Annotated in this window: 19 protein-coding genes; all 19 read left to right on the top strand. The window is 56.2% G+C overall.

What is annotated here, in order from left to right:
• Positions 1–70 precede the first annotated feature (70 nt).
• The 19 genes from JG725_RS05630 (at position 71) to fdnG (ending at position 22,788) form a co-directional block, all read left to right on the top strand.
• The gene (locus tag JG725_RS05630) at positions 71–1,663 is read left to right on the top strand and encodes an ABC-F family ATPase (RefSeq protein WP_172289007.1); all 1,593 of its coding nucleotides are present in this window, start codon (positions 71–73) and stop codon (positions 1,661–1,663) included.
• A gap of 651 nt (positions 1,664–2,314) precedes the next feature.
• Positions 2,315–3,463 carry a hydrogenase 2 small subunit gene (gene hybO, locus JG725_RS05625; RefSeq protein WP_199377021.1) on the top strand — a complete coding sequence of 383 codons (1,149 nt, stop codon included), beginning with the start codon at positions 2,315–2,317 and terminating at the stop codon, positions 3,461–3,463.
• A gap of 3 nt (positions 3,464–3,466) precedes the next feature.
• A complete protein-coding gene (gene hybA, locus JG725_RS05620; RefSeq protein ID WP_172289009.1) occupies positions 3,467–4,504 on the top strand; it encodes a hydrogenase 2 operon protein HybA in 1,038 nt (345 codons plus the stop codon).
• Positions 4,491–5,690 (top strand): Ni/Fe-hydrogenase cytochrome b subunit, encoded by a 1,200-nt coding sequence (gene hybB / locus JG725_RS05615; protein WP_172289010.1) that lies wholly within the window; start codon positions 4,491–4,493, stop codon positions 5,688–5,690. The genes hybA and hybB overlap by 14 nt, the downstream gene beginning before the upstream one ends.
• Positions 5,668–7,374, top strand: a complete 1,707-nt coding sequence (gene hybC, locus JG725_RS05610) for a hydrogenase 2 large subunit (RefSeq protein WP_199377019.1) — start codon at positions 5,668–5,670, stop codon at positions 7,372–7,374. The genes hybB and hybC overlap by 23 nt, the downstream gene beginning before the upstream one ends.
• Positions 7,374–7,874, top strand: coding sequence for a HyaD/HybD family hydrogenase maturation endopeptidase (locus tag JG725_RS05605; RefSeq protein ID WP_199377017.1), 501 nt, complete (start codon positions 7,374–7,376; stop codon positions 7,872–7,874). Before hybC ends, JG725_RS05605 begins: the two co-directional genes overlap by 1 nt.
• A 25-nt stretch (positions 7,875–7,899) precedes the next feature.
• A complete protein-coding gene (gene hybE, locus JG725_RS05600; RefSeq protein ID WP_330528781.1) occupies positions 7,900–8,409 on the top strand; it encodes a hydrogenase-2 assembly chaperone in 510 nt (169 codons plus the stop codon).
• Positions 8,402–8,743 carry a hydrogenase maturation nickel metallochaperone HypA gene (gene hypA / locus JG725_RS05595; protein ID WP_172289014.1) on the top strand — a complete coding sequence of 114 codons (342 nt, stop codon included), beginning with the start codon at positions 8,402–8,404 and terminating at the stop codon, positions 8,741–8,743. The genes hybE and hypA overlap by 8 nt, the downstream gene beginning before the upstream one ends.
• Positions 8,744–8,782: 39 nt before the next feature.
• Positions 8,783–9,808: a hydrogenase nickel incorporation protein HypB gene (gene hypB / locus JG725_RS05590; RefSeq protein ID WP_172289015.1), complete on the top strand. Its 1,026-nt coding sequence runs from the start codon at positions 8,783–8,785 to the stop codon at positions 9,806–9,808.
• On the top strand, positions 9,799–10,086 hold the full coding sequence (hybG, locus tag JG725_RS05585; RefSeq protein ID WP_172289016.1) for a hydrogenase maturation factor HybG: 288 nt from the start codon (positions 9,799–9,801) through the stop codon (positions 10,084–10,086). The genes hypB and hybG overlap by 10 nt, the downstream gene beginning before the upstream one ends.
• A complete protein-coding gene (gene hypD / locus JG725_RS05580) occupies positions 10,073–11,188 on the top strand; it encodes a hydrogenase formation protein HypD (protein WP_172289017.1) in 1,116 nt (371 codons plus the stop codon). Before hybG ends, hypD begins: the two co-directional genes overlap by 14 nt.
• Entirely contained in the window at positions 11,188–12,231 is a 1,044-nt protein-coding gene (gene hypE, locus JG725_RS05575) for a hydrogenase expression/formation protein HypE (RefSeq protein WP_199377013.1), read from the top strand. Before hypD ends, hypE begins: the two co-directional genes overlap by 1 nt.
• A gap of 400 nt (positions 12,232–12,631) precedes the next feature.
• Positions 12,632–14,926, top strand: a complete 2,295-nt coding sequence (gene hypF / locus JG725_RS05570; protein WP_199377011.1) for a carbamoyltransferase HypF — start codon at positions 12,632–12,634, stop codon at positions 14,924–14,926.
• Positions 14,927–15,293: 367 nt separating this feature from the next.
• On the top strand, positions 15,294–16,607 hold the full coding sequence (gene hutW / locus JG725_RS05565) for a heme anaerobic degradation radical SAM methyltransferase ChuW/HutW (RefSeq protein ID WP_199377009.1): 1,314 nt from the start codon (positions 15,294–15,296) through the stop codon (positions 16,605–16,607).
• Positions 16,608–16,620: 13 nt separating this feature from the next.
• Positions 16,621–17,115: a heme utilization cystosolic carrier protein HutX gene (gene hutX / locus JG725_RS05560; protein WP_233356303.1), complete on the top strand. Its 495-nt coding sequence runs from the start codon at positions 16,621–16,623 to the stop codon at positions 17,113–17,115.
• Positions 17,112–17,741, top strand: coding sequence for an NAD(P)H-binding protein (locus JG725_RS05555; protein ID WP_199377007.1), 630 nt, complete (start codon positions 17,112–17,114; stop codon positions 17,739–17,741). The genes hutX and JG725_RS05555 overlap by 4 nt, the downstream gene beginning before the upstream one ends.
• Positions 17,742–17,927: 186 nt before the next feature.
• Positions 17,928–18,404 carry a YlaC family protein gene (locus JG725_RS05550; RefSeq protein WP_172289023.1) on the top strand — a complete coding sequence of 159 codons (477 nt, stop codon included), beginning with the start codon at positions 17,928–17,930 and terminating at the stop codon, positions 18,402–18,404.
• A gap of 96 nt (positions 18,405–18,500) precedes the next feature.
• Positions 18,501–19,223 (top strand): glutamine amidotransferase, encoded by a 723-nt coding sequence (locus JG725_RS05545; protein ID WP_199377005.1) that lies wholly within the window; start codon positions 18,501–18,503, stop codon positions 19,221–19,223.
• Between the two features lie 517 nt (positions 19,224–19,740).
• On the top strand, positions 19,741–22,788 hold the full coding sequence (gene fdnG, locus JG725_RS05540) for a formate dehydrogenase-N subunit alpha (protein ID WP_172289025.1): 3,048 nt from the start codon (positions 19,741–19,743) through the stop codon (positions 22,786–22,788).

The raw sequence follows: 22,788 nt of genomic DNA, 5'->3' as shown, positions 1-22,788 counted from the left end.
CTAACCGCGATTATGAGGCGCGCTTGTGGCATAATGCGCGCCAAATCACATTCTGACTTGAGTAAGTGCTGTGTTAAGTACCAACAATATCACCATGCAGTTCGGCAGCAAGCCGTTGTTTGAGAACATTTCGGTTAAATTCGGCGGCGGCAACCGTTACGGGTTGATTGGCGCAAATGGCTGCGGCAAATCAACGTTCATGAAAATACTTGGCAACGATCTGGCGCCAAGTTCCGGTAACGTTTTTCTCGATCCGAATGAGCGTCTGGGTAAATTGCGTCAGGATCAGTTCGCTTTTGAAAAATACAGCGTGCTGGATACCGTCATCATGGGTCATGCCGAACTGTGGGCGGTAAAAGAAGAACGCGACCGCATCTATGCGCTGGCTGAAATGAGTGAAGCGGATGGCTACAAAGTTGCCGATCTGGAAGTGCAATACGGTGAGATGGATGGTTACAGCGCCGAAGCGCGCGCGGGTGAGCTGTTGCTGGGCGTCGGCATTCCTGTGGAACAGCACTACGGCCCGATGAGCGAAGTGGCCCCCGGCTGGAAGCTGCGAGTGCTGCTGGCGCAGGCGCTGTTTGCCGATCCGGATATTCTGCTGCTCGATGAACCGACCAACAACCTGGATATCGACACCATTCGCTGGCTGGAGCAGGTGCTGAACGAGCGTAATAGCACCATGATCATTATTTCCCATGACCGTCACTTTCTGAATATGGTGTGTACGCACATGGCGGATCTGGACTACGGCGAACTGCGAATTTATCCCGGCAACTATGATGACTATATGACGGCGGCCACGCAGGCGCGCGAGCGTCTGCTGGCGGATAACGCCAAGAAGAAAGCGCAAATTTCCGAATTGCAGTCTTTCGTCAGCCGCTTCAGCGCCAATGCGTCCAAATCTAAACAGGCGACGTCTCGCGCCCGCCAGATTGATAAAATCCAGTTGGAAGAGGTAAAAGCCTCCAGCCGTCAGAATCCATTTATTCGCTTTGAACAGGATAAGAAGCTGTTCCGCAATGCGTTGGAAGTGGAGGCGCTGGCGAAAGGGTTTGATAATGGCCCGCTGTTCAGCAAGCTGAATCTGATGGTGGAAGTAGGTGAGAAGGTCGCCATTTTAGGAACCAACGGCATCGGTAAATCGACGCTGTTGAAAACCCTGGTAGGCGATATTCAGCCGGACGGCGGTACGGTTAAATGGTCCGAAAACGCCAAAATCGGTTACTACGCGCAGGATCATGAATACGAGTTTGATGATTCTCTGACCGTGTTCGAGTGGATGAGCCAGTGGAAGCAGGAGCGAGACGACGAGCAGGCGGTGCGCAGCGTGCTGGGGCGTCTGCTGTTCAGTCAGGATGACATCAAGAAGAAAGTCAAAGTGTTGTCCGGTGGCGAGAAGGGCCGGATGCTGTTTGGCAAACTGATGATGCAGCGTCCCAACATCCTGATTATGGATGAGCCGACCAACCACCTGGATATGGAATCGATTGAATCGCTGAATATGGCGCTGGAAATGTATGAAGGAACGCTGTTATTCGTCTCTCATGACCGCGAGTTCGTCAGCTCTCTGGCAACCCGCGTTCTGGAAATGACGCCGAATAAAGTGATTGATTTCACCGGAAACTATGAGGATTACCTGCGCAGTCAGGGTATTCAGTAACCGGTTTTCAAAACATTATTTCCTGCTCAGGGCAGCTCGGCGAAGGCCGTTGCTGCCTTTTTTATTTTTTCCGCCGATAGCCGATCACTATCCTTGCTATAAATGAAATTCATCCCGAGAAACGCTTTGCTACAAAATAACATAGCCGATATTTATTCTTTGCTCTGAATATCGAGGGATAATATATTTCATTTTTCTTTTTTTCGAAAAAAACTAACCGGATACATGGTTTTTAAACTAAAAAATCTAAAGTAATTATTTTGAGTGGCTTGAGCAATAGAAGCAAATGATGATTTGCTACATTAATGAATTAACTTGCATAAATAATGATATGGGTATTTTTTATTTTTAATTTCAATATATTAACATATATAAATAATGTGGTTATGTCCGGTGGTTAATCGTTTTAGCTCAGAGGTAAATTATCATTGCAATAATATGTAGCGGTTGTTGCGATTATTTCTCATCTAAACAATGCCATTGCGGTTTTAAATGGATTCATTGCGCATAAAGTCACAGTTATAACAGAAATAAGAAGTCTATTGTCCCGGCGATTGATGAAGATCAAGTCTGTTAAATTAAATTTCTCATTACCATAACCATACACATATTGTGTGTTCCTCCGTTTGAGTTACAGGAGAATAATAAAAAATGAGTGGGGAAAATTTAATGCTTTCCCATCACGGCGTTAATCGCCGTGATTTTATGAAGTTATGTGCGGCACTTGCGGCATCAATGGGATTGGCGGATTCCGCCGTGGCGGAGATTGCCCGGTCGATGGGTTCCACACAACGTCCGCCGGTTATCTGGATTGGCGCGCAGGAATGTACCGGATGTACGGAGTCCCTGCTGCGGGCAACGCATCCAACCATTGAGAACCTGCTGTTAAACACCATCTCGCTGGAATATCACGAAGTGCTCTCTGCGGCTTTTGGCGAACAGGCCGAAGAGAACAAGCATCGCGCCATTGAGCAATATAAAGGGAAATTCGTACTGGTTGTCGATGGGTCGATACCCATTAAAGACGGCGGCATCTACTGTATGGTGGCCGGCAAACCGATCGTGGATCATATCCGCGAAACGGCCGAACATGCCGCCGCCATTATCGCCATCGGTTCGTGCTCGGCCTGGGGCGGCGTCCCGGCGGCGGGCAGCAACCCGACCGGCGCGGTGAGCTTGCAGGATGTATTACCGGGGAAAACGGTGATTAATATCCCTGGCTGTCCGCCGAATCCGCACAATTTTCTCGCCACCGTCGCTCACATCATCACCTATCAACGTCCGCCCGCGCTGGATAGTCAGGGCCGGCCGACGTTCGCCTATGGGCGACTGATCCACGAAAACTGCGAGCGTCGTCCGCATTTTGACGCCGGGCGTTTTGCGAAAGAGTTTGGCGATGAGGGGCATCGTCAGGGCTGGTGTCTCTACCATCTGGGCTGTAAAGGGCCTGAAACCTATGGCAACTGCCCGACGCTGGAGTTTTGCGACGTCGGCGGCGGCATCTGGCCGGTGGGCATCGGGCACCCCTGCTACGGCTGTAATGAGAAAGGCATCGGGTTTACCAAGGGCATCTTCCAACTGGCCAACGTGGAAAATCCGACGCCACGGGTGGAAAAACCGGCGATCCATAGCCCGGAAGGCGGACAGATATCCACGACGGCAGTGGGGTTGATTAGCGGGGTACTCGGCGTGGTTGGCGGCGTCAGCCTGATGACGGTGCGCGAACTGGGGCGTCAGAAAAAACCGTCTCCACAAAAACCGAGTCAGCAGGACGCTGGAAACGCATCCCGGGAGGATTAAGCCGTGAACAGACGCAATTTTTTCAAGCTGGCCTCTGCCGGCGCGTTGCTGGCCGGCACCCCGTTGGCCGGACGTGCCGCGGCCGTCAACAAACCGCCGATCCCCGGCTCGCTGGGAATGCTTTACGATTCTACGCTGTGCGTCGGCTGTCAGGCGTGCGTCAGCGAATGCCAGCAGCTCAATAAGCTGGCCTATAAGCCGGACAGCAAGATTTACGCCGGCGGCGACGCCACCTGGTCAAACAACGACAAGCTAAGCCCCTACACCAACAATATCATTCAGGTGTGGAGCGCCGGCGACGGCAAAAACAAGGATCAGGTCGATAACGGCTATGCCTATATCAAGAAGCAGTGCATGCACTGCGTCGATCCCAACTGCGTATCGGTTTGTCCGGTTTCGGCGCTGAAGAAAGATCCCAAAACCGGCGTGGTCCACTATGACGCCGACATCTGCACCGGCTGTCGTTATTGCATGGTGGCCTGTCCGTTCAACATTCCCAAATACGATTACGAGAACCCGTTTGGCAAGCTGCATAAATGCGAGTTGTGCAATCAGCCGGGGCTGGAACGATTAGACAAAGGCGGCCTGCCGGGCTGCGTTGACGTCTGCCCTACCGGGGCGGTGATTTTCGGTACTCGCGAAGAGCTATTGTCTGAAGCGAAACATCGTTTGTCGTTGCAGGCCGGCGATGAATATCGCTATCCGCGTCAGACGCTGGCGAAAAAGGATACCTATCTCCACACCGTGCCGAAATACGATCGCCACGTTTATGGCGAGAAGGAAGCGGGCGGTACGCAGGTTCTGGTGCTGGCGGGCGTACCTTATCAGAACCTGGATCTGCCGGAGCTGGCCGAACTGTCCACCGGCGCGCGCTCCGAGCATATTCAGCATACGTTGTATAAAGGCATGGTGCTGCCGCTGGCGGTGTTGGCGGGCTTGTCGGTGCTGGTGCATCGAAATACCCGGGCCGACCGGTTGGATCATGACGACACCCACGCGGATACGAACCGGAAACAGGAGGACGATCATGACGGCGCATAAAGCGAGTCCACTCGGCGGGCGGCTGGTCAGTTGGCCGATCATGTTGCTGGCGCCGTTCATCGTGCTATGCGCGGTGCTGATCGTAAAACGTCTGGTGTTCGGCATCGGTGACGTCGCCGCGCTCAACGGCGGTTATCCCTGGGGGATCTGGATCGCGTTCGACCTGCTGGTGGGCACCGGTTTCGCCTGCGGCGGCTGGGCGTTGGCCTGGGCGGTTTACGTCTTTAATCGCGGGGAATACCATCCGCTGGTTCGTCCGGCGCTGTTGGCCAGCCTGTTCGGCTATTCGCTCGGCGGGCTGTCGATCACCATTGACGTCGGGCGTTACTGGAATCTGCCGTACTTTTTTATTCCGGGCTTTTTTAATACCTCGTCGGTGCTGTTTGAGACTGCGGTGTGTATGACGATCTACATCGGCGTGATGGCGCTGGAGTTTGCGCCGGTGGTGTGCGAGCGCATGGGCTGGAAAGTGTCGCTCAAGCGATTAAATAAAGTGATGTTCTTTATTATCGCGCTGGGCGCGCTGCTGCCGACCATGCACCAGTCGTCGATGGGATCGCTGATGATTTCCGCCGGATATAAAGTGCATCCGCTGTGGCAGAGCTATGAGCTGTTGCCGTTATTCTCGCTGCTGACTGCTTTCATCATGGGTTTTTCGATCGTGATGTTTGAAGGTTCGCTGGTGCAGGCCGGGCTAAAAGGGCGCGGGCCGGATGAAAAGCGCCTGTTCGCCCGTCTGACGCAAATCATTCAGGTACTGCTGCTGCTGTTTATCGTGCTGCGCTTTGGCGAAATCATCTGGCACGACAAAACGGGCTATCTGCTGCGCGGCGATCGCTATGCCATTACCTTCTGGTGCGAGGCGGCGCTGATGATTTTCCCGCTGGCGATGTACCGCTTCAAACGCTGCCGCGATGACGCGCGTCTGCTGTTTGTCGGCGCGCTGAGCCTGTTGTTCGGCGCCGCGCTGTGGCGGCTGAGCTATTCCCTGCTGGCGTTCAATCCCGGCGGTGGCTATCACTATTTCCCGGCCGCATCGGAAGTGCTGATCTCCATCGGGTTTGTGGCGATTGAAGTCTGCGCATACATCTGGTTAATCCGGCTGCTGCCGGTACTTCCCGCGCTGGAAGGCGTTCATAAGAATTATCAGGCCGAGGTAAAACATGAGCCAACGCATCACCATTGATCCTATTACCCGCATTGAGGGACATCTGCGCATCGATTGCGAAATTGAACAGGGGAAAGTCACCAAAGCCTGGTCGTCCGGCACCATGTGGCGCGGGATGGAAGAGATTGTTAAAGGTCAGGATCCGCGCGACGCCTGGATGATTGTGCAACGTATCTGCGGCGTGTGCACCACGGTGCATGCCATCGCTTCCGTTCGGGCGGTTGAGAATGCCTTGCAACTGAATGTTCCGGTGAATGCGCAGTATATCCGTAACCTGATCCTGGCGGCGCACAGCATCCATGATCATATCGTTCACTTCTACCAGCTCTCCGCGCTGGACTGGGTTGACGTCACCTCCGCGCTGAAAGCCGATCCGCAACGGGCGGAAGCCTTGCTGAAAGGGCTGTCCGACTGGCCTTTGAACAATGCGGCGGAATTTACCCGGGTGCAACAGAAGCTGAAAGACCTGGTTGCCAGCGGCCAATTGGGCATTTTCGCCAACGGTTATTGGGGGCACCCGGCCATGGCCCTGCCGCCGGAAGTCAATCTGATTGCGGTTGCGCACTACCTACAAGCGCTGGAGTGTCAGCGCGATGCCAACCGTATCGTGGCGATTCTCGGCGGCAAGACGCCGCATATCCAGAATCTGGCGGTAGGGGGCGTCGCCAACCCGATTAATCTGGATGCGCCCAGCGTGCTGAATCTTGAACGCCTGATGTATGTGAAGTCTTTTATCGATCGTCTGAGCGACTTTATCGAGCAGGTTTACAAAGTGGATTGCGCGGTGATTGCCGCGCACTATCCCGACTGGCTGAGTCTGGGCAAAGGCGCCGATCACTATCTCAGCGTCCCTGAGCTGCCGACCGATAATCAGGGCGGCAGCTTCCTGCTGGCGGGCGGCTACCTGGAAAACGGCGATTTTGCCAACTATCGCCCGATTACCAGCCATAGCGACGCCTTCCTGATTGATGGCATTAAGGAAAGCGGCAAACACGCCTGGTATCAGGATGATGAACCGCTGGCGCCGTGGGAAGGGTTGACGCGTCCGAACTATACTGGTTGGCAGGATGAGGGCAAATATTCCTGGGTGAAGGCGCCGACCTTCTACGGCAAAACCGTTGAGGTAGGGCCGCTGGCGTGGCTGCTGTGTAGCCTGGCGGCGAAACATAAAGATACCGAAGCGCACTACGCGCAGGTTGGGGCGGCCTACCACAAATTGACCGGTCAGACGATGGAAGTCGCGCATCTGCACTCCACGCTGGGCCGGGTGATTGGCCGCACGGTGCACTGCTGCGTGCTGAAAGATACGCTGGCGCAGCAATGGCAGGCGCTGGTGACCAACATCGGCGCCGGCGACCATCAAACCTTTATCAAGCCCGATCTGTCGCCGGATACCGAGTTTCGCGGCGTCGGTTTTGGTGAAATGCCGCGCGGTATGCTGTCGCACTGGATCGTATTCAAAAACGGCAAAATCACCAACTATCAGGCGGTGGTGCCGTCAACCTGGACTTCCGGGCCGCGTAATTTCGACGGCGTCCCCGGCCCTTACGAGCAGTCGCTGGTCGGCACGCCGATAGCCGATCCGCATAAGCCGCTGGAAGTGGTGCGCACCATCCACTCGTTTGATCCATGCATGTCCTGCGCGGTGCATATTGTGGATACGGTGAGCGGTAGCGAAGTGACCCGGGTCAAGGTGCTGTGATGAACATACTGGTGCTGGGGATCGGTAATCTGCTGCTGAGCGATGAAGCCGTCGGCGTGCGCATGGTGGAAGCGTTAGCGCGGCGCTACACGTTTTCCCCGCAGATAGACATCCTCGACGGCGGCACATCCGGGATGGAGTTGATGGATGCGATGGCCGGGCGCGATCATCTGATCGTGGCCGACGCTGTGCTGACCGGGCAGGCGCCGGGTAGCGTAGTGGTGCTGCGCGATAGCGAAGTGCCCGCCTTGTTCACCCGTAAGATTTCCCCGCACCAGTTGGGTTTATCGGATGTGCTGATGGCGTTGCAACTGACGGACGAATTCCCGCGCCGGCTAACGCTGGTGGGGGTTGAACCCGCGTCGCTGGCGGTGCGTATCGGCCTGTCGGAAACGATAACGCAGGCGCTGGAGCCGGCGTTGCAGCAGGTGATTATCGCCTTGCGGCAAAGCGGCGTCACCGTCAGCGAACGTAAGCGATGCGAGGTTTATGGTGAGTAATCAACCTGACGTCCACGATTTAAACATGATACCGGGTGAGCGCAAGGAATCTTCATTGATTATCGGCGATGATTACCATCCGGCGACCTGGCTGGAGCCGATGTTTACGCGGATTGCGCGGGAAAAAATGCAGATGCTGCCTTTTTTTCGGCCGGGCATTCCGGTCAAGGCCTGCGGATTTACCCTGTTTGAACAGCAGTGGGTCGGCTGTCTGCTGACGCCGTGGATGATCAGTCTGCTAGTATTGCCGGGGCCGCGGCAGGTTTGGCCGCTCAGGACGCTGGCCGATCGTCTGGCGCTGGCGTTGCCCTGCGGCAATGTGACCTTTGTGGTCGGCGAGATGGCCGGCAAGCAATATTTGTCCTGCTCGCTGATGTCGCCGCTTGAGCACGGCATCAGCGGGGAACAGGCCATTTTACTGGCGGAGCAGAGCGCCAAAATGGCGTTGTCGTTGCCGGTAAAAGACGCGGATGCGCCATTGAATATCAGCCGACGCGCGCTGTTTAGCCGAAATCGGAGTGAGAACCATGCATGAAATTTCCATGTGCTATAGCGCACTGGAACTGATCGAACAGCAGGCTCGTCAACATCATGCCCGGCGGGTGACCGCCGTCTGGCTGGAGATAGGCGCGCTTTCCTGTATCGAGGAAAGCGCCTTACGTTTTTGTTTTGAATCGGTTTGTCGGCAAACGCTGGCGGAGGGGTGTCAACTGCACGTTGCGGTTCGGCCGGCGCAGGCATGGTGCTGGGAATGCAGCGCCATGGTGGCGGTGGTTGAGCACGGCGGCGGATGCCCGCGGTGCGGCAGCTACAATTTACGCCTGGATGACGGCGATAGCCTGCAATTAAAGCAGTTAGCAGTGGAGTAACGGACAGTTAAGGCCTAAAGATAGCGGGAGGAAAGCCCTATGTGTACCACATGCGGTTGCGGTGAAGGGGAAAGCAAAATTGAGGGTGACGAACATTCTCATGAACATGACCACCACCACGACCACCATCATGACCACCATCACGATCGCGGCCACGATCATCACCACAGCCATGACCACCATCACGGCGGCAAAATAAAGAGTCGCTGCGTGATTATCCATCACCACCACTACCATGGCGATGTTCATAACTATTACTACGCGCTGCCGCCGAAAGGCGGAAAGGGGGCGAAGCCGGTAAACAAGCAGGCCGCCGCCGAACAGGGCGAAACGGCCTTCCAGCCTGAAGTCGATGAGCAGGATCTGCATTACGGCCTGGGCGCGGCCGGAACACACGCGCCGGGCGTCGGGCAACAGCGTTTATTGCAGATTGAAATGGACGTGCTGAGCAAGAATAATCAGTTGGCTAAGCATAACCGGGCGCATTTCAAGGCGCAGAACATTCTGGCGCTGAATCTGGTTTCCAGCCCGGGCTCGGGCAAAACCACGCTATTAACCGCCACGCTGAATCATATCAGCCAGCAGGTGCCGTGCGCGGTGATTGAAGGCGATCAGCAAACCGCCAATGATGCGGAGCGCATCCGTGCGACGGGAGTGAGCGCGATTCAGGTGAATACCGGAAAGGGCTGTCATCTGGATGCGCAGATGGTGCATGACGCCGCTCATCGCCTGCAACTGCCGGACAACAGCCTGTTGTTTATCGAGAATGTGGGTAATTTGGTGTGTCCCGCCGGGTTCGATCTGGGCGAACGCGCCAAGGTCGCGGTGCTGTCGGTGACGGAAGGCGAAGATAAGCCATTAAAATATCCGCATATGTTTGCCGCCGCGTCATTGATGGTGATTAATAAAATCGATCTGCTGCCTTATCTGGATTTCAATCTGGACGCCTGCGTCGCCAATGCCAGACGGATTAATCCGGCCATTCAGATTATCGCCTTGTCCGCCCAGAGCGGCGAAGGCATGGATGAGTGGCTTGGCTGGCTGGAGGCACAGCTATGTGCCTAGGCATTCCGGGCAGGGTGGTTTCAGTCGGCGAGGATATTCACCAACCCGCGTATGTCGACGTCTGCGGCGTACAGCGGTCGGTGAATATCGCGCTGGTCTGCGAAGGCTCGCCTGCCGAACTGGTGGGGCAATGGGTGCTGGTGCACGTCGGCTTCGCCATGAGCCTGCTGGATGAGCGGGAAGCGCAGGATACGCTGGCGGCGTTGCAGTCGATGCGAGCCATTGGACTGGAGTTGGATGACATGCGACAGACCGGGGCTGACTATGCAGTACGTTGATGAGTTCCGCGATCCTGAGCTGGCGAAAGCGTTGTTGCGGCGCATCCGGGCGCTGGTGGCGGAGATGCCTCAATTGCGCGAACGTCCGCTGCAACTGATGGAAGTGTGCGGCGGTCATACCCATGCGATTTTCAAGTTCGGGCTGGATCGGCTGCTGCCGCCGGAAATTGAGTTTGTGCACGGCCCGGGCTGCCCGGTGTGTGTCCTGCCGATGGGACGTATTGACGCCTGTCTGGAAATCGCCGCTCATCCTGAGGTGATCTTCTGTACCTTCGGCGACGCCATGCGCGTGCCGGGACGTCACGGTTCGTTACAGGACGCGCGCCGTCATGGCGCGGATGTCCGCATCGTCTATTCGCCGCTGGATGCGCTGCTGCTGGCGGAAAAAAATCCGCAGCGGCAAGTGGTGTTTTTCGGTCTGGGATTTGAAACCACCATGCCCAGTACGGCGCTGACGCTGCAACAGGCCAAACGCCGCAATATCGCCAACTTCACCCTGTTCTGTCAGCACATCACCATTGTTCCCACGCTGCGCAGTTTGCTGATGCAGCCCGATCTGCGTATCGACGGTTTTCTGGCGCCGGGGCATGTCAGCATGGTTATCGGCGCTTATCCGTATCAGGCGTTATGCGATCGTTTCAATAAGCCGTTTGTGGTGACCGGATTCGAACCGTTGGATATTTTGCAGGCGTTGCTGATGCTGGTCAGTCAGATCCACGACGCGCGCTGTGAGGTGGAAAATCAGTATCGGCGCATTGTTCCCGACGGCGGCAACCACCTGGCGCAACAGGCGATGGACGAAGTGTTTGAAACCCGGTCCAGCAGTGAATGGCGCGGCTTGGGGGAGATCGCCGATTCCGGTATGCAACTGCGCGAAGCGTATGCCGATTTTGACGCCGAACGTCGCTTCAACCCGCGGCATCAACGTATTGCGGATGAACCCGACTCGCGCTGCGGCGAGGTGTTGACCGGGCGCTGCAAGCCGGCGGATTGCCCGCTGTTTGGTCAACGTTGCACCCCGGAGAAGGCGATTGGGGCGCTGATGGTGTCCTCGGAAGGGGCGTGTGCCGCTTATTATCAGTATCGGCGGGAGTGTGCCTGATGACGACTTCAATACAGCCGCAAAAGACGGCGCTAAAAGAAATTACCCTGGCGCATGGCAGCGGCGGCCGGGCGATGCAACAGTTGATCGAACAGCTTTTTTTACAGGCATTTGATAATCCGCTGCTGGGGCAGCGGGAAGATCAGGCCAGACTGCCGTTGGCCCCGCTGGCGCAGCAGGGCGATCGGCTGGCGTTCACCACCGACAGCTACGTGATCGATCCAATATTTTTCCCCGGCGGGGATATCGGCAAACTGGCGGTGTGCGGCACGGCCAATGATATCGCCGTCAGCGGGGCGACGCCGCTTTACCTCTCCTGCGGTTTTATTATCGAAGAGGGCTTTGCCGGCGCCGACCTGCTGCGGATAGTTGAATCCATGGCGCAAACCGCGCGTGACGCCGGGATACAGATTGTGACCGGCGATACCAAAGTGGTGCCGCGCGGCGCCGCCGATAAGATTTTTATCAATACGGCGGGGATCGGCGCGATCCCGACGGACATTCACTGGGGAACCGGGGAAATTCGTCCCGGCGATAAAATTATCGTCAGCGGTACGCTGGGCGATCATGGCGCCACCATTCTTAACCTGCGTGAACAACTGGGGCTGGAAGCGCAACTCGCCAGTGACTGCGCGGTGCTGGCGCCGCTGATCGCGCCGCTGCGTGACATCGACGGCGTGCGCGCATTGCGCGACGCCACGCGCGGCGGGGTGACGGCGATCCTGCATGAGTACGCGCAGGCCAGCGGCTACGGGATGGAAATCAACGAAAGCGCATTGCCGCTGAAGCAGGCGGTACGCGGCATCTGCGAGATCCTCGGGTTGGAGGCATTGAATTTCGCCAATGAGGGCAAGCTGGTGCTGGTGGTGTCGGCGGCGGCGGAAGCCGCGGTGCTGGCGGCATTACGCGCCCACCCGCTGGGGCGGGATGCGGCAACCATCGGTTCGGTGACGGAAAAGCCTCAGGTACGCCTGTGCGGGGTGTTCGGCGCTTCGCGGCTGCTGGATCTGCCGCATAATGAGCCGATGCCGAGGATTTGCTGACGACATTTCCCCTTGCAGGGAGAAAGCTTCTGCCCCTGACAAGGGCTGCTTTTTATACTCAAATGTAGGGACTCATGAGGGGTTTTGCCCTTACCCGGCTTCAGAAATTATGCTGAGGAGATAGCAGGCTTAGGATGAGCCGCATGGACGCGGCGAAAGCTTGCGTCACGTCAGGAACGTGTCGCAAGCGGTCCGTTAAGCCTGATACCGACGAAGGCACCTGCGCAGCTGGCATAATTTCAGCCGGAAGCCAGGGTTCTCAGGGCTGCGGCGACTGAGCGCCCTGAGTCGGGCGCGTGCTTCGACGTAGCATAAAAATACCTTTCTTTTCGCGCACGAAATAGCACTGAACTTACATAGAAACCTGTATAAACAGAAAAGGAATATATCCCACGTAAGCATGAACAACGGTATTCAAATCCGGGTAAAAGGCAAAGTGCAGGGGGTGGGATTCCGGCCTTATGTCTGGCAGTTGGCGCATCGGCTGAAGCTGTGCGGCAGCGTCAGCAATGACGGCGCCGGGGTACTGATTCATCTTTATCCGTCGGAAAATATTGAACGCTTTATTAGCGAACTCTCGGCCGGGTGCCCGCCGCTGGCGCACATCGACAGCATTGCCAGTCAGCCGTGGCAGTGGACGACAATACCTACGGCATTCGAGATTGAACACAGCGGCGCCGGGCAGATGGATACGCAGGTGGTGCCGGATGCGGCCACCTGCGAAGCCTGCCGGCGCGAAATGAACGACCCGGCTAATCGCCGTTATCGCTATCCGTTTATCAACTGCACCCACTGCGGCCCGCGTTTTACCATTATTCGTCGGATGCCCTACGACCGCCCATTTACCGCAATGGCGGATTTCCCGCTGTGTCCGCGCTGTCTGGCCGAATATCAGCACCCGGCGGATCGCCGTTTTCATGCTCAGCCGAACGCCTGTGCGCAGTGCGGCCCGCAGGTGTGGTCGGCGGCAGGGGCGGCGCAGCGACAGGCTGAAGGGGATGAGGCCATTCTTCAGGCCGCCGCCGCCCTGCTAACGGGGAAAATTGTGGCAATCAAGGGCATTGGCGGTTTTCATCTGGCCTGCGACGCCACCAATACACCGGCTGTTCAACGCCTGCGCCAGCGTAAACATCGCCCCGGCAAGCCGCTGGCGGTGATGTCGCCGGATGCGGCATGGCTTGAGAGATGCGCCGACGTGGCCGATATGCCGGCGGCGTTGAGGTTGCTGGAAAGTACGGCGGCGCCGATTGTTCTGTTGCCGTTGCGCCGGGACGGCCCGCTGTCTGAGGCAATCGCCCCCGGTCTGTGTGAAGTCGGGCTGATGTTGCCCGCCAATCCGTTGCAGCATCTGTTGCTGGCGCAGGTTAATCGCCCGCTGGTGATGACCTCCGGTAATGCCGGCGGTAAGCCCCCGGCGTTGACCAATGCGCAGGCGTTGGAGCAACTGAGCGGCATTGCCGATCTGTGGTTAATGCACAATCGGGATATTGTGCAACGGGCCGATGACTCGCTGGTGAGGCTGCTCGACCACGATTTATTTAACAATAGGGCGGAAATGCTGCGTCGGGCGCGTGGCTATGTGCCGGATGCGTTACCGCTGCCGCCGGGTTTCGTCGGGCAGCCTGCGCTGCTGGCGATGGGCGCCGATTTAAAAAACACGTTTTGTTTACTGCGCGAGGAAAACGCGATTGTCAGCCAGCATCTTGGCGATCTGGCGGACGGCGATATCGAGCGGCAATATCGTCAGTCCATCGCGCTGTTTGAGAATATTTACCGTTTTGCGCCCAATGCGGTGGTGGTTGATGCGCATCCCGGCTATATCAGTCATCGTCTGGGAAAAGATCTGGCCGAACAGCGGCAAATCCCCTGCATTGAGGTATTGCATCATCACGCCCATATCGTTTCTTGTCTGGCGGAGCACCGCTGGCCGCGCGACGCCGGCCCGGTGATTGGGTTGGCGCTAGACGGCATTGGTTATGGCGCAGACGGCCAGTGGTGGGGCGGAGAATGTCTGCTGGCGGACTATGCCCGCTGCCGGCATAGCGGCGGATTACCGGCCGTCGCGTTACCCGGCGGCGATCTGGCCGCCCGTCAGCCGTGGCGCAATCTGCTGGCGCAGTGGCTGCGCTTTGTGCCTGACTGGGCATCGTTACCGGAAGCGGCGGCGATCCCGGCCGATCCCTCCGCGCTGCTCAGTAAGGCGATTGAGCGGGGGATCAATGCGCCGTTGGCGTCGTCCACCGGGCGCTTGTTTGATGCGGTCGCCGCCGCGACGGGATTCGCCGCCCTGAGCCAAAGCTGGGAAGGGGAAGCGGCCTGCTGGCTGGAGTCGCTGGCGCGGAGGAGCCGGCAATGGCAGCCTCCGGTCACGCTGCCGCTGCTGGCGGATAACCGCCTGGATTTGGCGATCTTCTGGCGGCAGTGGCTAGCCTATCGCGCGGCGCCGGCCGACAGAGCCTATGCGTTTCATCTGGCGCTGGCGCAGGGCTTTGCCGCGCTGGCCCGACGGGCGGCGGAACAGCATGGCGTCAATACGGTTGTGTTGTGCGGCGGCGTTATGCACAATCGATTGCTGTCCGAACTGCTGCATCAGCAGTTGCATGGATTCACGATACTGCAACCGCAACGGCTACCCGCCGGCGACGGCGGCCTGTCGCTGGGGCAGGCGCTGATCGCGGCGGAGAGATTATCTTAATGAAGAATAATTAATTATCCTCTCGTCGAGGGTAGCACTCTTTCTTTTTAATACATTGTTTATAAATAGTATTTTCTCATGCCGCCGCTTTCGGTTAATCCTCTTTATTTCCTGAAAATTAATAAATTTTAATAAAGCGCTCTTTGGTATCATTCTGATAACAACTAAAAGGCTTTTTTATTTTTAATGTATTGAAAAACAAAATAAATATTTATTTTATTTTCTTCATCTGGTTAATGATTTGGTTAATAAATCGCGTCATTACTGAAATAACCGAATAAGGGCGTTCGCTATTCAGCCAGCCTTATTGATAAATAAAAATAATTATCATTTAATCATTCCATTGCTTCTGACGGGATGGATATGAATGAACATAGATTTGACGCCCTATTATGCCCGGCCAGGCGAACAGCCGTTTGATTCGCGACGTATGGCTATGCCCTGGCGAAATCATGTGCCGCTTTCTCCTGAACAGATCCCCGCCAGTTGGCAGGCATTGAAACAGCAGATTTTGCCAGCCCGCAAGCGCCTGCTGTATTTGCATATTCCTTTCTGCGCGACGCACTGTACCTTCTGCGGCTTTTATCAAAATAAACTGCGTGCGGACAGCACCGAAACCTACACCCGTTATCTGTTGCAGGAACTGGCGATGGAGGCAGACAGCGCGCTGCATCAGTCGGCTCCGATTCACGCGGTTTATTTTGGCGGGGGCACGCCGACGGCGCTGGCCGCTAATGAGCTTGAACAGATTATCCGCGCCATTCGCGCCTCGCTGCCGTTGGCCCCGGACTGCGAGATTACCATCGAAGGGCGGGCGATGGATTTTGACGATGAGCGGATTGATGCCTGTCTGGACGCGGGTGCCAACCGTTTTTCCATCGGTATTCAAACCTTTGATAGCCGTATTCGCCAGCGCATGGCGCGCACGTCCGATAAACAGCAATCGATCCGCTTTCTGCAACGGCTGTGCCAGCGCGATCGCGCGGCGGTGGTGTGTGACCTGATGTTCGGCCTGCCGGGGCAGACGCCGGAAATCTGGCGTGAAGATTTGGCGATTGTCAGCGATCTGCCGCTGGATGGCGTGGATCTTTATGCGCTGAATCTGCTGCCCACCACGCCATTAGCTAGGGCGGCGGAAAACCAGCGGGTCGACCTGCCGGATGTCACCGCGCGGCGTGATTTTTACCGCACCGGCGCGGCATTTCTGGCGCAAGCGGGTTGGCATCAATTGAGCAACAGCCACTGGGCCAGAACGACCCGGGAGCGCAATCTGTATAACCTGTTGATCAAACAAGGCGCGGATTGTCTGGCGATGGGCAGCGGCGCGGGCGGTAATCTGAATGGTCAGTCCTATATGATGGAGCGCAGTCTGGAACGCTATTACCAGCTTGTGGATCAGGGGCAAAAACCGATCATGATGATGACCCCCGCCAGTCCGGCCGGTCCTTGGCAGCACCAGCTTCAGGCGGGCATTGAAGTAGGACGCATCGTTCTGCCGCAACTGACAGACCGGGCCAATGAGCTACAGCCGTTGCTCAGCCAGTGGCACCAGGCGGGACTCACCCGCGACGACTCGACCTGCCTGCGTTTAACCGATGACGGCCGCTTCTGGGCAAACAATCTGATGCAGGCATTGCAGCAAATTATTCCGCAGCTAAATGCCAAAGAACACGCTTATTAAGGGGAACTTGCTCATGACATTGCATGATTTACTTGCCACCAATCCCGACGGCACGCTGGAAGATATCGCCAGCCAGTACAACACCTCGCTGTTCAAGGTGGTCAAGGCGCTGCCGGCGGCGCAGTGCGTTATTGTGCCGGGCGATCGGTTCGACCGCGTGTGGGAGAGCATCGCCGGTTGGGGGGAAGTGACGTTAATCAGCCATACGGCAGACGCCATTCTGGAATTCAAAAGCGCATTGCCAACGGGAACGCACCGTCACGGTTATTTTAATCTGCGCGGCAACAATGGATTGAGCGGACATATTCGCGCGGTTAACTGCCGGCATATTGCCTTTATTGAACGGAAGTTTATGGGAATGGACACCGCGTCCGTGGTGTTTTTTAATGCCGACGGCGCTGCTATGTTTAAGATCTTTCTTGGACGGGATAGCCATCGCCAACTGTTAACCTCGCAGGTCGATGCGTTCCATACATTAGCGATTGAGTTACAACCGGAGCAGGTATGACGTGGCTACTCTTTGGAGCAGGTCAGGGCGTGGGGGCCTGTTTATTACAGCGGGCCATTGAGTGTAAGCAATCGGTGGTGGTCGTGCTACGCGATCCTGAACAGGCCGCCCAGTGGCGCGCCCAGGGGATAACCGTGGTGCAGGGGGATGCCTGTGATGCCGAGGTGGTGGCGAAAGCCTGCCGAGCGGCGGGCGAGTCGGCGATCGTGGTGTCGACGATGGGCGGCGGCGCAGTGAACTATCACGGCCATCGCGTGGTGATCGACGGCGTGGAGCAGGCGGGCATCAAGCGCATGTTGCTGGTGACGTCCCTGGGTTGCGGCGACGGTTGGCCGTTGTTGTCAACGCGGGCTAAAGCCGCGTTTGGACAGGCCGTGCGGGAAAAATCGCTGGCGGAAAGCTGGTTACAGACCAGTTCGCTGGACTATTGTATCGTCCGTCCGGGCGGGCTGTTGGATGTTGTCGCCACGCATAACGCGCGGCTAACGCAGGGGAATGCCGTATTGGGGCTGGTGTCGCGTCAGGATGTGGCGCTGGCCGTCGATCGGCTTTTGCAACAGCCGCTCTTCGGTAATCAGATTTATAACCTCATCGATCCTGAACTTGAACTACCCGCCATGCCGTAACCCGATGGGCGTCTGACGCGTGCCGATACCGCTCCGCGAAAGCGGGGCATCGGCCGGCGTCGCCATCAATCCCCACTTCTCCCAAACGACATCCGTTATCTTATGTCTATACTCTAATCGACGGCAGACAATGTTGTTATTTTGTTAATGGCATAAATGTATCCATGAGCGTAACGGGTGGTGGTGATGGATGAGGTGAAACGCATTCTGACCGAGGAAATCGAGAAAATTAACCGCAAAGAAAAACGCGATAATAAAATAAGGTTTAGTCGAAAATTCATACAGACTCATCCTTATCTTGTTACCGGGATGCTGGTCAGCTATGTTCCGGTTGCTGCTATTCTGATCTACGTCTCTTATTTTGGCTGGCCTTATTTCGTCGGCTTTACGCTGTTCGTGCTGGTGATGACACTGTCTCTCTCATTGGACATTCGTCCTCGATATCGCTTCGAAGACATTGATGTGTTGGATCTGCGCGTCGGCTACAACGGCGAATGGTTCACCATTCGGCATGTGCCGCAAGACGCGTTGGATAAGCTCTTGGGTAATGAAAATGTCCCGGCTTCGGTGAAAACAGGAATAGAAAAAATCCTGTCGACCAAGGGTGAAGTGGATTTTTACGACGTCTTTTCGTTGGCCTATCGTCAACCGTCTCCAGAGTGATCGGCAGAGGCGGCGCGTTTTGCTTTTATGCTGCGTTGACGCGCCGGATGGCGTAAGATTTTCGTTGATTCCAGAGACGGCGGGTAGAACAGAACCATGAACAAAAAGAGAGTGCTGGTTATTCAGATGGGGGAGCCGCCGCAGGGCATTTCCTTGCAGGTTGGGCAACAGGGAAAATGGTTTAGCGATGCGCTGCCGGACGGAACAGAAAATCTGCATGTGGTGCGCCCCGATCGGGGAGACGCCCTGCCTCCGTTTGATGGTGTGTCGGCGGTGATTATTTCCGGTTCGTGGGCGATGGTGACCGACCGGCTGGAATGGAGCGAGTATACGGCGGGTTGGCTGCGTGAGGCATTTTATGCCGATATGCCGATGCTGGGCGTTTGTTATGGACACCAGTTGCTGGCTGACGCGCTGGGCGGCACGGTGGGAAATAACCCGAATGGCAAAGAAATCGGCGTGCAGCTTGTGACCGTCAATGACGGAGCGGAAAACGACGTCTGGCTACAACATCATCCCCGGCAGTTTACCGCCTATCTCTCCCATCAGCAGTCGGTGCTGGTTCCACCTGCCGGGGCGCAGGTATTGGCGGGGTCGCAGGCCGATCGTTGTCAGATTATCCGCTATAGCGATCGGGTGCTGACGCTACAGTTTCACCCGGAATTTAACGTGGCGATCATGCAGGCATGTTTACGCTATAACGACGCCGCATTGCGGCAGGCGGGTTATGATGTCGGGCGACTAATGGACATTGCGCAGGAGCCGGTTTGGTCGCGCCGGATTCTACTGGATTTTGTTCAGCGCTATGGCGCGCGATAGCGCATTCCTTAGCCGATAAATTTGTTTCGGCTATTTACGACATACCCTTCAAACCTCTCACTAAATAAGAAAAATTAAGCCCCGGTCATATTATTAACCGGGGCTTATTTATTGGTGCAGGCAAATAAATCAGCCCCTCAAGCATTGGATAAAAAATAACATACGGGTGTTTTACCCGCCATACTTAAGGTTGTATGTGCGTGGGCCTCAGTCCGCAGGGGCCGCTTCCGGCGGGTTTGCCAGTCATCTGAATTAGTTGGATATATAAAATAATACAAATGATTATTATTTTTATTATCAATTAAATTATTGGCGATGCATCGACTAGGCTGCGCTGATTTTGTGATGTGAATGTTGTTATTTGGATAAATATTTGAGGTTTTATTATTTCGGAGCATAATACTTATTGTTAATAAGGTCTTTAGCGGTCTCATGACCGCTTTATTCTTTCCTATAAAAAGAAATAAACGTTTTATCCCGACTTTTACTGTGAGCGATGTGGTGTGAGGAGTTTTCCATGCAGGTCAGCAGACGACAGTTCTTTAAAATATGCGCGGGGGGCATGGCCGGAACAACGGTGACAGCATTGGGTTTTTCTCCCGCTGTCGCGTTGGCTGAAACCCGGCAATATAAGCTTTTACGCGCCAAAGAAACGCGCAATAACTGCACTTACTGTTCCGTCGGGTGCGGGATTTTAATGTATAGCCTTGGCGACGGAGCCAAAAACGCCAAACCGTCCATTTTTCATATCGAAGGCGACCCGGATCATCCGGTCAGTCGCGGTTCGTTATGTCCGAAAGGGGCGGGGTTGATTGACTATATTCATAGCGATCAGCGCCTTAAATATCCGGAATATCGCGCCCCCGGTTCGGACAAATGGCAGCGTATCAGCTGGAATGACGCCTTTGATCGTATTGCCCGCCTGATGAAAGCCGACCGGGATGCCAACTTTATTGAGAAAAACAGCGCCGGGGTGACAGTCAACCGTTGGCTGACCACCGGCATGCTGTGTTCGTCGGCGGCCAGTAATGAGACCGGCATGCTGGATTTTCGCTTTACCCGCGCGCTGGGCATGCTGGGGATTGATACCCAGGCGCGGCTGTGCCATGCCCCCAGCGTGTCGGCGCTCGCCCCGACGTTCGGGCGCGGCGCCATGACCAACAACTGGGTGGATATCAAGAACGCCAATGTGGTGCTGGTCATGGGCGGCAACCCGGCGGAAGCGCACCCGGTCGGGTTCAAGTGGGCGGTTGAGGCCAAAGTTAAAAACGGCGCCAAGCTGATTGTGGTCGATCCCCGTTTCAACCGCTCGGCATCGGTGGCCGATCTTTACGCGCCGATCCGCGCCGGTTCCGACATCACCTTCCTGCTGGGCGTGGTGCATTACCTGCTGAGCAATAATAAAGTTCAGATGGAGTATGTGAAGTCCTACACCAACGCCAGCCTGCTGGTGCGCGAGGATTATCATTTTGAGGACGGTATTTTCAGCGGTTACGATGCGCAAGCGCGCAAGTACGATCGCACCTCGTGGCACTACGAGCTGGATGAAAACGGTTTTGCCAAACGGGATCTCACCCTGACCGATCCGCGCTGCGTCTGGAATCTGCTTAAACAACACGTTAGCCGCTACACGCCGGAGGTGGTGACCCGCATCTGCGGGACGCCGCAAGACGAATTTCTGACCATCTGCGACATTCTGGCTTCCACCTGCGTGCCGGATAAAACGGCGACCATTCTGTATGCGCTGGGCTGGACGCAGCACACCACCGGTTCTCAGATGATCCGCACGGCGGGCATGATCCAACTGCTGCTGGGCAATATCGGTATGATCGGCGGCGGCATTAACGCGCTGCGCGGCCACTCCAATATCCAGGGCTACACCGATCTGGGGTTGCTGTCCCTGCGCCTGCCGGGTTATATGGATCTGCCCTCGGAAAATCAAACCACGTTGCAGACTTACCTGGAACAAATTACCCCGAAAGCGCTGCTGCCCGATCAGGTGAATTACTGGAAAAACACGCCGAAATTTTTCATTAGCCTGATGAAAAGCCTTTACGGCGAGCATGCGCAACCGGAAAACGATTGGGGTTTTGACTGGCTGCCCAAGTGGGATCAGAGCTACGACGCGCTGAACTACACCCAGAGAATGATTGAAGGCAAGGTCAACGGCTATATCGCGCAGGGGTTTAACCCGATAGCCGCCTTTGCCGACTCCAATAAAGCCCGCGACGCGCTGAAGACGCTGAAATTTCTGGTGATTATCGATCCGCTGGCGACCGAAACCTCCAACTTCTGGCAAAACCACGGCGAGCTGAACGAGGTGGATCCGTCACAAATCCAGACGGAAGTGTTTCGTCTGCCGTCCAGCTGTTTTGCGGAAGAAAACGGCTCGATTGTGAACTCCGGCCGTTGGCTGCAATGGCACTTTAAAGGCGCCGAACCGCCGGCCGAAGCCCTGCATGACGGGGTGATTCTGGCGGAGATTTTCCTGCGCCTGCGGGAAATGTACGCCAAAGAGGGCGGCGCGAATCCTGAACCGGTGCTCAATATGGCGTGGAATTACCTGAATCCGCTGGATCCGTCGCCGGAAGAAGTGGCGAAAGAGGGCAATGGCTATGCGCTGGCGGATATTCATGACGAACAGGGCAACCTGGTGCTGAAGAAAGGCCAGTTGCTGTCTGACTTTTCGCAACTGCGCGACGATGGCACCACCGCCAGTTTCTGCTGGGTCTATACCGGCTGCTGGACTGAGCAGGGCAACCAGATGGCCCGGCGGGATAACGCCGATCCGTCCGGACTGGGCAGCACGCTGGGCTGGGCCTGGGCCTGGCCGCAAAACCGCCGCATTTTGTATAACCGCGCCTCTGCCGATGAGCAGGGCAATCCGTGGGATCCGCAGCGCGTACTGATCCGCTGGGACGGACAGCGCTGGCTGGGGATTGATACCCCGGACTACGGCAATGCGGCGCCGGGCAGCGGCGTCGGGCCGTTCATTTTGCAGGCCGAAGGCATGGGACGCCTGTTCGCCATCGACAAGCTGACCGACGGCCCGTTCCCCGAACACTACGAACCGGTCGAATCGCCGTTGGAAAAGAGTCCGCTGCATGAAAATACGCGCTTTAATCCGGTCGCCCGGCTATATGAGTTTGATAAACAGCGCATGGGCAACGCGACGGAATATCCGTATGTCGCCACGACCTATTCGATCACCGAGCTGTTCCGCCACTGGACGAAACATGCGCGGCTGAACGCCATCGTGCAGCCGGAACAGTTTGTGGAAATTGGCGAAGCGCTGGCCGAGCAAAAGGGGATCCGCGCCGGGGATATGGTCAAACTCAGCAGTAAACGCGGCTATATCAAGGCCAAAGCCGTGGTCACCAAGCGTATCCGCACGCTGATGATTGAAGGCAAGCCGGTGGAAACCATCGGCGTGCCCTGTCATTGGGGTTTTGAAGGCACCACGCAGAAAGGGTTTCTGGCGAACATCCTGACGCCACACGTCGGCGATGCCAATACCCAAACGCCGGAATATAAGGCGTTCCTGGTTAATTTGGAAAAGGCGTAG

Source organism: Brenneria sp. L3-3C-1, from assembly GCF_016456245.1.
In the GTDB taxonomy this organism is placed as follows: domain Bacteria; phylum Pseudomonadota; class Gammaproteobacteria; order Enterobacterales; family Enterobacteriaceae; genus Brenneria.
This window is presented reverse-complemented; position numbering and strand designations above follow the sequence as displayed.

What these genes read in the sequence shown, in the direction of transcription:
- hybO (WP_199377021.1), top strand. Translation starts at nt 2,315, where the DNA reads ATGAGTGGGGAAAATTTAATGCTTTCCCATCACGGCGTTAATCGCCGT.
- hybB (WP_172289010.1), top strand. Translation starts at nt 4,491, where the DNA reads ATGACGGCGCATAAAGCGAGTCCACTCGGCGGGCGGCTGGTCAGTTGG.
- hybC (WP_199377019.1), top strand. Translation starts at nt 5,668, where the DNA reads ATGAGCCAACGCATCACCATTGATCCTATTACCCGCATTGAGGGACAT.
- JG725_RS05605 (WP_199377017.1), top strand. Translation starts at nt 7,374, where the DNA reads ATGAACATACTGGTGCTGGGGATCGGTAATCTGCTGCTGAGCGATGAA.
- hybE (WP_330528781.1), top strand. Translation starts at nt 7,900, where the DNA reads ATGATACCGGGTGAGCGCAAGGAATCTTCATTGATTATCGGCGATGAT.
- hypA (WP_172289014.1), top strand. Translation starts at nt 8,402, where the DNA reads ATGCATGAAATTTCCATGTGCTATAGCGCACTGGAACTGATCGAACAG.
- hypB (WP_172289015.1), top strand. Translation starts at nt 8,783, where the DNA reads ATGTGTACCACATGCGGTTGCGGTGAAGGGGAAAGCAAAATTGAGGGT.
- hybG (WP_172289016.1), top strand. Translation starts at nt 9,799, where the DNA reads ATGTGCCTAGGCATTCCGGGCAGGGTGGTTTCAGTCGGCGAGGATATT.
- hypD (WP_172289017.1), top strand. Translation starts at nt 10,073, where the DNA reads ATGCAGTACGTTGATGAGTTCCGCGATCCTGAGCTGGCGAAAGCGTTG.
- hypE (WP_199377013.1), top strand. Translation starts at nt 11,188, where the DNA reads ATGACGACTTCAATACAGCCGCAAAAGACGGCGCTAAAAGAAATTACC.
- hypF (WP_199377011.1), top strand. Translation starts at nt 12,632, where the DNA reads ATGAACAACGGTATTCAAATCCGGGTAAAAGGCAAAGTGCAGGGGGTG.
- hutW (WP_199377009.1), top strand. Translation starts at nt 15,294, where the DNA reads ATGAACATAGATTTGACGCCCTATTATGCCCGGCCAGGCGAACAGCCG.
- hutX (WP_233356303.1), top strand. Translation starts at nt 16,621, where the DNA reads ATGACATTGCATGATTTACTTGCCACCAATCCCGACGGCACGCTGGAA.
- JG725_RS05555 (WP_199377007.1), top strand. Translation starts at nt 17,112, where the DNA reads ATGACGTGGCTACTCTTTGGAGCAGGTCAGGGCGTGGGGGCCTGTTTA.
- JG725_RS05550 (WP_172289023.1), top strand. Translation starts at nt 17,928, where the DNA reads ATGGATGAGGTGAAACGCATTCTGACCGAGGAAATCGAGAAAATTAAC.
- JG725_RS05545 (WP_199377005.1), top strand. Translation starts at nt 18,501, where the DNA reads ATGAACAAAAAGAGAGTGCTGGTTATTCAGATGGGGGAGCCGCCGCAG.
- fdnG (WP_172289025.1), top strand. Translation starts at nt 19,741, where the DNA reads ATGCAGGTCAGCAGACGACAGTTCTTTAAAATATGCGCGGGGGGCATG.